Origin of the sequence: Promicromonospora kroppenstedtii DSM 19349 (assembly GCF_000515355.1) — a bacterium.
GTDB classification, from domain to species: domain Bacteria; phylum Actinomycetota; class Actinomycetes; order Actinomycetales; family Cellulomonadaceae; genus Promicromonospora; species Promicromonospora kroppenstedtii.
Window position 1 is genome coordinate 266,165 of the sequence record NZ_KI911686.1, and the last position, 11,251, is coordinate 277,415.

Sequence of the window (11,251 nt, forward strand, 5' to 3'; positions counted from 1 at the left end):
GCGCCCGCGGCGGCGCCCTCACCCGTGTCGGAGCCGAGCACGGTCGCGTCGACCGGGACCCGTGCCCGCAGCGTCGTCCCGCTGCCGGGCGTGGACTCGACCGACAGCGTGCCACCCACCGACCGCACCCGGTCGCGCATCCCGGCCAGCCCGAACCCGTCGGCGACGTCGGGCCCGAAGCCCTGCCCGTCGTCGGCCACGGTGAGCGTCACGGCGCCCTCGGCCTGGGCCAGGCGCACACCGACGATCATCGCCCGCGCGTGCCGGCGGACGTTCGACAGGGCCTCCTGGGCCGCCCGCAGCAGCACCACCTCGGTCGCGGGCGGCAGCGGCCCGACTCCGCTGGCCTCGAAGCTCACCACCTCGTTCGTCTCCAGGGCGTACCGCTCCGTGAGCCGCCCCAGTGCCTGCGGGAGCGACGCGTCCTGCAACGCCACGGGCGCGAAGGCCGCGACGAGTGCCCGGGCCTCGGCCAGGTTCTCGCGCGCTGTCTCCTCGACCACGTGCAGCCGTTCCCGCACGCCGCCGTCGTCCCCGTGGTCCAGGGCGGCCGTCGCCGCCTGAGCCTGCATGACGACGCTCGTGAAGCCTTGGGCCAGGGTGTCGTGGATCTCGCGAGCGAGGCGCTCGCGCTCGGCCACGACACCCGCCTCGTGGTTGGTCCGGGCCAGCTCCGCCTGAGCGGCACGCAGCTCGTCGAGAAGGCGCGCATGTTCCTCGGCACGCCGCATCGCGAGGTGGAACCAGAGCCCCAGCCCGATCGCGAACAGGAGCGTCACCAACATCTGTGGCACCACGTCGAGCACCACGTCCGGCGCGAAGTCGTAGGCCGCGACGATGCCGATCGTCACCGACACGGTGAGCGCCGCACAGCCCACCACTCCCTGCTTGATCGACTCCAGCAGCATCCACACCTGTGCGAACGCGATGAACATCAGGAACGTCGCCACACCGGCCTGCGAGACGGCGACCCCGGTGGCCAGCACCAGCACCACCAGGTAGGCCAGGGCCGGACCCCGCTGGCGGGTCCGCGCCGCCCGGGCACCCCACAGCAGGTACGCGCCCACGAGCGCCGCCAGCGCCGCGCAGGCCACCACGAGGTGCGTGCCGCGCGTGCCCTCCAGCACCAGGGCGGCCGCAGTGAGCGCGACGATCACGCCGAACGCCGCGTCCCACCACCGCACCTGCTGCTCCCACCCGGCGTACAGGAGATCCGCGGAGTGCCCGACGCTCGCCGCGTCGTCGGCGCGCGCTTCGCCGCGCCCCTCGTCAGCCGTCATCGTGTCGTCGCCACCGGAACGTCCGGGTGCCGACCACGAGTGCCACCACCAGCCATGCCGCCAGTACAGCAGCAGTCGCACCGTGCTGCCAGGAACCGGCCGGCTCCGCCGCCGCGAACGCCTCCGGCAGGAACACCGACCGCATGCCCTGCGCGATCCACTTCAGCGGGAAGACCGACGACAGGTCGAGCATCCAGCCCGGCAGCTGCGTCACCGGGAAGAACACGCCCGACGTGAACTGCAGCACCAGGAGCGGCGTGACCACCACGGCGCTCGCGGACCGGCCGGAGCGCGGCACCGACGAGTACGCGACGCCACACACGGCGCCCGCCGCCGTCCCCAGCACGAACACCCACGCAAAGGTGATCCAGTGCGCCGCGTCCTGGGGCAGAGGCACGTCGAAGGCGAGTGCCGCGACCGCGAGCAGCAGTGCGGTCTGTGCGAGCACCGTCACCAGCGACAGGAACACCTTGCCCAGGAAGTACGACGTCGCGGGCAGCGGCGTGGCACGCAGCCGTTTGAGCGTGCCGTCGTCGCGCTCGACGGCGATCGACATCGCGAGCGTCTGGTAGGTCGAGAGCATGACGCCTGTCGCCACCATGCCGGGCAGGAAGTACTGCGCGAAGCCCACGGTGACGCCGTCGGAGACGATCGGGTCGTCGTCGCCGAAGACCGTGGAGAAGATCGCGAGCATGATGATCGGGTAGGCGAACCCGAAGACCATCGAGTCACGCTCGCGGAGGAACTGCACCAGCTCCACGCCGCCGCGTACCAGTCCCAGCCGGATGGTGCCGGGCAGCCGCCGGCCGGAGCTCGCAGCGGTCCGGGCCGTCGTGCTCGTCGCAGCAGCCGTGCTCATCACGCCGCCTCCTCGGTGTCGATGGTGGTCTCGCCGATCAAGGACAGATACACGTCCTCGAGCGTCGGACGGGTCACGGACAGACCGGGCACCTCGCCGTCCGGTCCGGCCGCCGCGATGAGGCGCGCGACGGCGGCCGTGGGGCGGTCGGTCCGCTCGGCGCGGCGCACGCCCTCGTCGTCCCACGCCACGATCGGGGTGCGTGCCCCAGGTCCGCCGAGCGTCTCGGGCGTGCCCTCGGCCACCACCACGCCGTCGCGCACGACGACCACGCGGTCCGCGAGCTGCGCGGCCTCGTCGAGGTAGTGGGTCGTCAGCAGGATCGTTGTGCCGTCGTCGCGCAGGCCGGTCACAAGGTCCCAGAAGGAGCGCCGGGCCTCCGGGTCGAACCCGGTCGTGGGCTCGTCCAGGAAGAGCAGCTCGGGCCGGCCCACGATCCCGAGGGCCACGTCGAGCCTGCGCCGCTGCCCGCCGGACAGCCCACGCGTTCGCGCCCTGGCCTTCTCCGCGAGCCCGACGGCGGCGATGACCTCGCCGGGGTCGCGCGAGCCGGGGTACGCGGCTGCGGTGGAGCGCACCTTCTCCAGGACCGTCAGCTCGCTCAGGTCCCGGGAGTCCTGCATGACCACGCCGATCCGGGCACGCCAGGCGCGGCCCGCGTGCCGGGGGTCCTCGCCGAGCACGGCGACGTCGCCGTCGTCCCGGTCGCGGAACCCCTCGAGGATCTCGACGGTGGTGGTCTTGCCGGCGCCGTTCGGGCCCAGCACCGCCACGATCTCACCACGGGCGACGTCGAGGTCCAGGCCGGCGACGGCGTCCTTGAACCCGGTACGGGTGCTGCCGTACCGCTTGCGGAGGCCGCGTACCCGCACGGCCGACGATCTAGTGGTCTCCATGTCTCGAGCATGCTCCGCGGGGCCCCTTCCGTGGGACGCCCGTTCGGCTGCATCTCGTGTCCGTCTTCCGGTGGACAGTCGCCACCCGGTGACCTGCGAGGGGCCCTGGGGAACGAGTTCGACCTACGGCGCCGGGTACCGTACAGTTGTGCCTCGGTGATCGAAGCTCACCTGATGCGGCGTGCCCCTCCAGGGCTCGCGGTGGTCAGGCCCGGGTAACGAACACATAGGGTAGTGGCGCAATTGGTAGCGCAGCGGTCTCCAAAACCGCAGGTTGCAGGTTCGAGTCCTGTCTACCCTGCCAGCGTGAACCCCAGCGGGGCCGCGCGCAGCGGGCCCACGTGAGTGGACCTGGAACGGCAGTCCGCGCCGCCCGGCGCGCCGGGCCACAGGAGTGGGGTAGCAGTGAGCGACACCGAGGTGATCCAGAGCGCCGCGGAGCGTCCGAGCAAGGGCGGCGGCAACATCTTCGCCCGGATCGCGCTCTTCGTGCGCCAGGTGGTGGCCGAGCTCAAGAAGGTCGTCTCGCCGACGCGCTCCGAGCTCATCACGTACACGACCGTCGTGCTCGTCTTCCTGGTCGTCGTCATGATCTTCGTGGTGGCCCTGGACTACGCCTTCGGCATGCTGGCCGGCTGGGTCTTCGGCTGATCGTCCCTCTCGGAGACGACGGCTGAGGCGGTCGTCGGCGGGCCCGTCGGACGGGCCTCACGCCGGTCCGGGTGCGCCGGACCAACTCATGCGGCACGCTGCGCAGTACTTCGCTGTGATCGTTCTCGCCCGTCGCTGATTGTCCCTTCGCGGTACTTTCGCGCGACAATGGCCGGACACAGCTCGTAGAAGTACGCACACCCGTGCCGGGCGCAGCCCCGGCGCACGAAGAGAAAGCAGGTTCGTTCGTGTCCCAGGACTCTCTGGACCAGACGGAGAACGTCTCGCCGACCGACGGCGACGAGACGGCCGTCGACGCGCCCCTGGACGCCGAGAACGCTGACGTGCCTGCGGACGCCGAGACCCCGGCCGAGACCGTCGAGGACGAGGTCGAGGACGACGCCACCGACGAGCGCCCCGCTGACGCCGACGGCGACGTCATCGTGGACGAGGTCGAGGAGTTCAAGCGAACCCTCCGCGGCCAGCTCGGCGACTGGTACGTCATCCACTCGTACGCGGGCTACGAGAAGCGTGTGAAGACCAACCTCGAGAACCGCATCCAGAGCCTGAACATGGAGGACTACATCTTCCAGGTCGAGGTTCCGATGGAAGAGGTCGCCGAGATCAAGAACGCGCAGAAGAAGATCGTGAGCCGGGTGCGCATCCCGGGTTACGTCCTCGTGCGCATGGACCTGACCGACGAGTCGTGGGGCGCCGTGCGGCACACGCCGGGCGTCACGGGCTTCGTCGGGCACACCCACCAGCCGGTGCCGCTGAGCTTCGACGAGATCTACTCGATGCTCGCGCCGTCGATGCTGCCCCAGGCCGGTCAGCAGGTCGGCCAGCAGGCGCCTGGTGGCGGCACGGTGACCAGCTCCGGCAAGGCTCCGGTCCACGTGGACTTCGAGGTCGGCGAGTCGGTGACCGTCACGGACGGTCCGTTCGACACGCTGCCCGCCTCGATCTCCGAGATCAACGTCGAGGCCCAGAAGCTCAAGGTCCTCGTCTCCATCTTCGGCCGGGAGACCCCGGTCGAGCTGGGGTTCAACCAGGTCGCCAAGATCTGATTCGTCCGTACCCCGGCATTTGCAACCGGGTCATCGCCCACGGCGTAGGCCCATCCAACAGAAGGTAGTGAACGCATGCCCCCGAAGAAGAAGGTCTCCGGCCTCATCAAGCTGCAGATCCAGGCCGGCGCCGCGACGCCGGCTCCGCCGATCGGCCCCGCGCTGGGTCAGCACGGCGTGAACATCATGGAGTTCTGCAAGGCGTACAACGCGGCGACCGAGTCGCAGCGTGGCAACGTCATCCCGGTCGAGATCACCGTGTACGAGGACCGCTCGTTCACCTTCATCACCAAGACCCCGCCGGCCGCCGAGCTGATCAAGAAGGCCGCCGGTGTGGCCAAGGGCTCCGCGACGCCGCACACGGTCAAGGTCGCCTCGATCACGAAGGACCAGGTCCGCGAGATCGCGACGACCAAGCTTCCTGACCTGAACGCGAACGACCTCGACGCCGCGTCGCTGATCATCGCGGGCACCGCCCGTTCCATGGGCATCACCGTCTCCGAGTGACGAAGTCGCTCGGAGCAACTCGCACAGCCGAGTGATCCCCTCCGGGGCGTCAGCCCCGGGACCGAAACACCACAGTGGCAGGGCCGGTCGGCCCGCTACGACCACAAGGAGAGAAACATGGCAAAGCGCAGCAAGGCGTACCTCGCCGCCGCGGAGAAGATCGACAGCGAGAACCTGTACTCGCCGCTCGAGGCCATCCGCCTGGCCAAGGACACCGCCACGGTCAAGTACGACGCCACCGTCGAGGTCGCGTTCCGGCTGAGCGTGGACCCGCGCAAGGCGGACCAGATGGTCCGTGGCACGGTCAACCTGCCCAACGGCACGGGTAAGACCGCCAAGGTCATCGTGTTCGCCAACGCCGCCAAGGCGGAGGAGGCCCGTGCGGCCGGTGCCGACGAGGTCGGTGGCGACGAGCTGATCGAGAAGGTGGCCGCCGGCTACACCGACTTCGACGCGGCTGTCGCCACGCCGGACCTCATGGGCAAGGTCGGTCGCCTCGGTAAGGTGCTCGGCCCCCGCGGCCTCATGCCGAACCCGAAGACCGGCACCGTGACGATGGACGTGACCAAGGCTGTCACCGACATCAAGGGCGGCAAGATCGAGTTCCGCGTCGACAAGCACGCGAACCTGCACTTCATCATCGGCAAGGCCTCGTTCTCCGAGGCCCAGCTGCTGGAGAACTACGTCGCCGCGCTCGACGAGGTCCTGCGCCTCAAGCCGTCGTCGTCGAAGGGTCGCTACATCAGCAAGGCGACCATGACCACCACGATGGGCCCCGGCATCCCGCTGGACCAGAGCAAGACCACCAAGCTTCTCGAGGAGCTCTCGGCCTGATCCGAGCCCCCGAAGGCACAGAGAGGCCCGCATCCCGCAAGGGATGCGGGCCTTTTTGAATCTTCATCAGGATCATGTATCGAACCGGCTGGTCCCACCTCTTGTCTGATGGGCGGCAGGAAGCCGACGTGAGCCGAGGAGAGAGGAGTGCCTGATGGGCACCGTTTTCTCCCTCCCCGGATCCGTGTGCTCGGCCGTAGACTCGGTTGGTCCAAGCGCTCCACGTCCGGCACGCGACGTGGAAACATCCGCCAGCAGAGAATCCCGTGGTGCAATGACAGGATCAAGGGAGGCCCTGCCCGACGTCGACGGGTCCGGTCTCACGCTCGGTGATCGCGCGGCGATCGCCCTGACCGAGTACCGCGCCGGGAACCACCAGGCGCTCGGCGACCTGGTGCGCGAGGCGACGCCGCTGCTCTGGCACACCGTCCGCGCGCAGGGGGTCGACCGCGACGCCGCGGACGACGTCGTGCAGAGCACGTGGGTGGCACTCGTGCGGCACGCTGAGACCATCGCCGAGCCGAAGGCCGTGCTGAAGTGGCTCCTGGTGACCGCGAAGCGGGCTGCCTGGGAGGCGGTGCGCAAGCACCGTGACGACGAGAAGCGCCGTACCGAGCTGCCGGACGACAGCCCTGAGCATCCGATGGCTCTCCCCGCCAACGATCCACCACCCGACGCCGAGGTGCTGCGCGACGAGCGCGACCGCATCCTCTGGACGTCGCTGCAGAAACTGCCCGGACGCTGCCAGGAGCTGCTGCGTCTGGTCTCGCTCGCCGACCGGCCGGACTACCGGTACATCTCGGCGGCGATCGGAATGCCGATGGGCTCCATCGGTTCGACTCGTGGCCGCTGCTTGGCGAAGCTGCGGACCATCCTCGATGAGCAAGGGGACTTCTCGTGGACCTGACGCCGGAACCCAACATGGACGACGAGGCCGTGGGGCGCCTCTCGTTCGACCCGAAGGGCGCGCTGGACGCCGAGGACGGGGCCGTGCTGACCCGCCTCGCCCGCGCGGTCGGCGCGGTGGACCCGGTGCCTGAGGGGCTCGTCGAGCGCTCGTTGTTCGCGATCACGCTGGCCGGCCTCGAGGCCGAGCTTATGGAGGCCGTCTACCTCGACGCGCCGCTCGCGGGCGTCCGGGGGGCCGCCGCTGCGGCCCGGGCAGACGACGCCGCGCCCGCAGAGGCGAAGACCATCACCTTCACGCACGACTCGCTGACCGTGATGATCACGCTGTCGCCCTCCGCGGGCGGCAAGGTTCGGATCGACGGCTGGGCCGCCCCCGCGGCCGGCCTGGACGTGGAGCTGCACCGCCCCGGGGTCGACGTCCTCACGACCGCCTCCGACGAGGACGGCCGGTTCGCCTTCGACTCGGTGGAGCGCGGGCGCGCCAGCCTGGTCGTCCGCCGTACCGACGGCGGTGGCGGTGCAGTAAGCACGCCGATCATCGAGCTGTGAACGGCTGAACCACCGAACTACCCACTGTGTGTGATCCGGCCGAGGGGCGCGGCGGGATCTGTCGAGCAATCGTTGTCGATGGAGAGGTATTGCTGTGACTGAGCCCATGCCCGAGCCTGAATTGCGCGTTCGCGACCACGCCGGGGGGTGGCGGCCCGTCCGGGAGCTGGATCCGGAGTCGGACCGGCTCCCGGGCGGCGGTCGCGTCGCGCCGACCCGATACGTACAGGACCGCGTGATCGTCCGCGGCGACGTCGACGGTGGCCACAACGCGCTCCTGGACCTGATCACCGACCGAGCCCGTGAGCAGGGCGTCACCGTGACCACCGGCGACTTCGCCCAGGCGCAGTCCCGGGCGGGAGTCGGTGTCCTGGGCGAGCGGCCGGATGTCGAGGTGCGGCTCGGTGACGTGCGGGAGGACTGGGACGCGCTCGGCCTGATGGCCTCGATCCTCGAGGAGGCGGGAGAGGACCGTACCCGCGTCTCGCTGGACCACGTCGTCACCGGTCACCGGAACCACGGCGGGTTCGGTGACCCGGACAAGCGGGTGCCGGCGGTGTATCCCGGTTCCGCGCCTGTCCGTGCGGCCGACGGGGCATCGTCGCTGACTACCCGGGACGGTGTCGTCCGGCCGGTGGTCGCTGTCCTGGACACCGGGATCGGGGAGCACCCGTGGTTCGACGAGCCCGGAACGGCTGTCCTTCGGGGCGCGACGCTCGACGGCGCACCCATCGGTACCTATCCCGAGGAGGACGTCGACGCCGAGCGCGAAGGCCGTCGTGACGGCGCGGCGTCACACCTCGACCCGTACGCGGGTCACGGCACCTTCATCGCTGGGATCGTGCACCAGACGTGCCCGGACGCGGCTCTGCTTCCGGTCCGGGTCTACGGCGGGGACGGGACTGCGTCCGAGTGGGACTTCGCGCGCTCCGTCGAGCGTCTGCTCGAGTTCCACCTGCGCGGGCTGGCGGGGGTGCCCGGGTACTTTCCGGTCGACATCGTGGTGATCGCGAGCGGCTACTACCTGGAGCACCCCGAGGACGACGACGACTACGAAGGCGTCTACCGGGGTCGTCTCCGCGACCTGCGCCGGGCCGGTGTGGTCGTCGTGGTGTCCGCCGGTAACGACGGTTCCTCCCGCAAGACCTTCCCCGCGAGCTGGGCACCGTCCGTGCGAAGGACGCGTGACGGTCTCGTTCACGGCGATCTGCACGACCTCAGCCCGGACTACACGCCGTTGCTCGGGGTGGCCGCGTCCAACCCGGACGGTACGCTCGCCGACTTCAGCAACGACGGCCCGTGGATCGCCGCGGTGCGGCCCGGGGTCAACGTCCTGAGCGCGATGCCCACGACCTTCGACGGGTCGGCAGAGGGCACGCGGTCGGCGGACGGCCTCCGCCACACGGTGGACCCGGACGACTTCACGCACGGCTTCGGCACCTGGAGCGGGACGTCGTTCTCGGCGCCGCGGCTGGCGGGCCAGCTCGCGGACGCGCTCCTCGCGCAGAGGTCCGACGGTCGATCGCCCGCGACAGACCCCACGGGGCGTGTCAGGGAGGCCTGGCATGCTGTTACCCAGGTGGGGGACCTCTACAGCGAGGTGCCCGGGGTACCGGTGTGATGTCCTGACCAGAGGGTGCGGTGGGTATGGCGGAGTTCGACGTCCTCACCGGGCGGTTCGAGCGGGCACGGGAATGGAACGTCCGTGCCCGCCCCCGCCGTGCTCGCCGAGAGTTCCGGGCACTCGTCCGCGACCTCGCCAGGTTCGAGAAGGTGGACCTGACCGATGACGAGCGGGTCGTCCTGGCATGGCTCGTCGCACGGTCCTGGATGGGCCTCGCGCAGGCCGAGCTCGCCTGCTCGGGGAACCTCGCGGCTGCCCTGAAGCTCCTCGACGCAGCGCTGGACGCCGCAAAGCTGCTCGATGGTGCCGAGCGCCGGCGTATCGAGGCAGTCACCGCCGGGCAGAAGGGATCGTTCCTGCTCGGAGCCGGGGAGCCGGCGGAAGCGGTGCGACTCTTCGACCAGGTCCTTGCCGTCACCGACGAGGGTGAGTCACGAGACCTTGCGATGGCGTACCTCAACCGCGCTTTCGCGCTGTCAGACCTCGGTGACATCGAAGCCGCCGTGGCCGACAACCTTGCGGCCGTGCGGCACGCGGAGGCCGCCGAGACACCGGTGATCGTGGCCTTCGCCCGGCACAACTCGGGCTACTACCTGAGCATGCTCGGCGACGCTCCGGCGGCGCTCGCCGAGATGGCGGCCGCGCGGGAACTCGCGCCGGACCAGGACGACGGCATTCCGTTGCAGGGGCGCGCCGAGGTTCTGTACGGGGTCGGTCTGCTCGAGGAGGCGGAAGCCCTCCTGAGCGAGGCGATACCGCAGCTGCTCAAGGCAGGCCTCCGCACCGACCGCGCCATCGCCGAGTACTTTCGCTCCAGGTGCCTGCTCGCGCTCCGGCGCTTCGAGGAGGCAGCCGCGCTCGCGGTGCGAGCCCGGAAGCACTTCCTGGCCGTCGGTTACGAGCAGTGGGCGTCGCTCGCTCGTGTCCTCGAGCTCGAGGCGGCCCTCGCGCCTGTCCGCAGCGGCGCCCAGGCGCTGACCCAGGCCGTTGCCCGCCGGAGGGCGGCGCAAGCGCTCGCCGTGGCCGTCGAGGGTGATGCGGCGGGCCCGGTGCTCGGCCAGCATCCCGGCCATGCGGCGCGGCTGGTCGGGGCACAGTGGCTGCTTCTTGCCGGCGACCTGGCCGCTGCGCGCGCGACGCTCGACGAGCTGCCGCGAGGCCTGGTCAACGCTCCGCTGACCATGCGGATCCAGCACTACACCGCTCGGGCCGAGCTGGCATTCGCGACGGGCGACCGGGCGAACGGGTTGCGTGCGGTTCGCGCGGGGCTCGGCCTCCTGGTCGACCACCGCAGCCGGCTCGGCTCCGTCGAGTCCGTCACGGCCGCCGCGGCGCACGGCGTCGACCTGACCCGTGTCGACGTCGAGGCAGCGGTCCGCACGGGCAGGCCGGCCGCCCTGTTCGATGCCCTGGAACGTGGCCGCACCACGTTCGCGGGTACTGGTCGTGTCACCCCGCCCGACGACCCGGAGGCGGCGGCCCTCCTGACCGAGGCGCGCGGCCTGCTCGTGCGGGCGCGTGAGCTCGGGCCCGGCGACCCCAGGGAGCGCGAGCGCCTCACCCGTCGCGCGAGCCGTATCCAGGACGAGGTCCGCGAACGCTCCTGGCGGCACGCCGGCAACGCCGGCGCGGTGCAGCGCCCGGTGACCGCCCGCGAACTGCGTGATGTCCTCGCCGGAACCCGTAAGGACACGGTCGTGGCCAACTTCGTCGCGATGGACGGCAAGCTCCGCTGCGTCCGCGTCGACGCCGCCGGCGTCACCACCGTCGACATCGGCTCCGCCGACGACGTCGTCGAGCACGTCCGCCGCCTGAACGCCGACTTCGCGATGGCCGCCAACGATCTGATCCCTGCCCCCTTGCGCGCCGCGGCGTCGTCCTCGCTGGCCCGCAACCTCAAGGCGCTCGACGCCGTCCTGCTCGCCCCGCTGCGTGCCGACGGCGACCTCTACGTCGTGGGCCGTGAGCCACTGCTCAGCGTGCCGTGGGCCGCCCTCCCGTCCCGCGGCGGCCTGCGCACGTCCGTCAACTCGTACGTCGCGCGCGGCCGCGCGCACGCCCGGCCCACGGGCGAC

11 protein-coding genes and 1 tRNA gene are annotated in these 11,251 nt (G+C 70.8%); 9 read left to right on the plus strand and 3 right to left on the minus strand.

From position 1 onward, the window contains the following. The 3 genes from PROKR_RS15835 to PROKR_RS15845 form a co-directional block, all read right to left on the minus strand. A partial coding sequence (locus PROKR_RS15835; protein WP_084800468.1) for a sensor histidine kinase occupies window positions 1-1,280 on the minus strand: 1,280 nt, incomplete at its 3' end. Then, on the minus strand, window positions 1,270-2,139 hold the full coding sequence (locus tag PROKR_RS15840; protein WP_036964578.1) for an ABC transporter permease: 870 nt from the start codon (window positions 2,137-2,139) through the stop codon (window positions 1,270-1,272). The genes PROKR_RS15835 and PROKR_RS15840, both read right to left, overlap by 11 nt. After that, window positions 2,139-3,035: an ABC transporter ATP-binding protein gene (locus tag PROKR_RS15845; RefSeq protein WP_036964579.1), complete on the minus strand. Its 897-nt coding sequence runs from the start codon at window positions 3,033-3,035 to the stop codon at window positions 2,139-2,141. Before PROKR_RS15845 ends, PROKR_RS15840 begins: the two co-directional genes overlap by 1 nt. A 228-nt stretch (window positions 3,036-3,263) precedes the next feature. Here PROKR_RS15845 and PROKR_RS15850 point away from each other — a divergent pair. The 9 genes from PROKR_RS15850 to PROKR_RS15890 all read left to right on the plus strand — a co-directional run. After that, window positions 3,264-3,339, plus strand: a tRNA-Trp gene (locus PROKR_RS15850). Window positions 3,340-3,440: 101 nt separating this feature from the next. Further along, entirely contained in the window at window positions 3,441-3,686 is a 246-nt protein-coding gene (secE, locus tag PROKR_RS15855) for a preprotein translocase subunit SecE (protein ID WP_020016096.1), read from the plus strand. Window positions 3,687-3,934: 248 nt separating this feature from the next. Continuing rightward, window positions 3,935-4,753 (plus strand): transcription termination/antitermination protein NusG, encoded by an 819-nt coding sequence (gene nusG, locus PROKR_RS15860; RefSeq protein WP_036964580.1) that lies wholly within the window; start codon window positions 3,935-3,937, stop codon window positions 4,751-4,753. A 75-nt stretch (window positions 4,754-4,828) separates the two neighbouring features. Continuing rightward, a complete protein-coding gene (gene rplK, locus PROKR_RS15865) occupies window positions 4,829-5,260 on the plus strand; it encodes a 50S ribosomal protein L11 (protein WP_020016098.1) in 432 nt (143 codons plus the stop codon). 117 nt (window positions 5,261-5,377) lie between these two features. Beyond that, window positions 5,378-6,094: a 50S ribosomal protein L1 gene (rplA, locus tag PROKR_RS15870; protein ID WP_020016099.1), complete on the plus strand. Its 717-nt coding sequence runs from the start codon at window positions 5,378-5,380 to the stop codon at window positions 6,092-6,094. 274 nt (window positions 6,095-6,368) lie between these two features. After that, complete coding sequence (locus PROKR_RS15875) at window positions 6,369-7,001, plus strand: RNA polymerase sigma factor (RefSeq protein ID WP_036964581.1); 633 nt, start codon at window positions 6,369-6,371, stop codon at window positions 6,999-7,001. Further along, window positions 6,992-7,552, plus strand: a complete 561-nt coding sequence (locus PROKR_RS15880; RefSeq protein WP_084800470.1) for a hypothetical protein — start codon at window positions 6,992-6,994, stop codon at window positions 7,550-7,552. Before PROKR_RS15875 ends, PROKR_RS15880 begins: the two co-directional genes overlap by 10 nt. Window positions 7,553-7,787: 235 nt before the next feature. Further along, window positions 7,788-9,173, plus strand: a complete 1,386-nt coding sequence (locus tag PROKR_RS30805; RefSeq protein WP_051433038.1) for a S8 family serine peptidase — start codon at window positions 7,788-7,790, stop codon at window positions 9,171-9,173. Between the two features lie 26 nt (window positions 9,174-9,199). Further along, window positions 9,200-11,251 (plus strand): hypothetical protein (locus tag PROKR_RS15890; RefSeq protein ID WP_036964582.1); only part of this gene is annotated, 2,052 nt, incomplete at its 3' end.

Bases quoted from the DNA above. Each gene is read 5' to 3' on its own strand.
- rplK (WP_020016098.1), top strand. From the start codon at position 4,829: ATGCCCCCGAAGAAGAAGGTCTCCGGCCTCATCAAGCTGCAGATCCAG.
- PROKR_RS15845 (WP_036964579.1), bottom strand. From the start codon at position 3,035: ATGGAGACCACTAGATCGTCGGCCGTGCGGGTACGCGGCCTCCGCAAG.
- rplA (WP_020016099.1), top strand. From the start codon at position 5,378: ATGGCAAAGCGCAGCAAGGCGTACCTCGCCGCCGCGGAGAAGATCGAC.
- PROKR_RS15875 (WP_036964581.1), top strand. From the start codon at position 6,369: ATGACAGGATCAAGGGAGGCCCTGCCCGACGTCGACGGGTCCGGTCTC.
- PROKR_RS15840 (WP_036964578.1), bottom strand. From the start codon at position 2,139: ATGAGCACGGCTGCTGCGACGAGCACGACGGCCCGGACCGCTGCGAGC.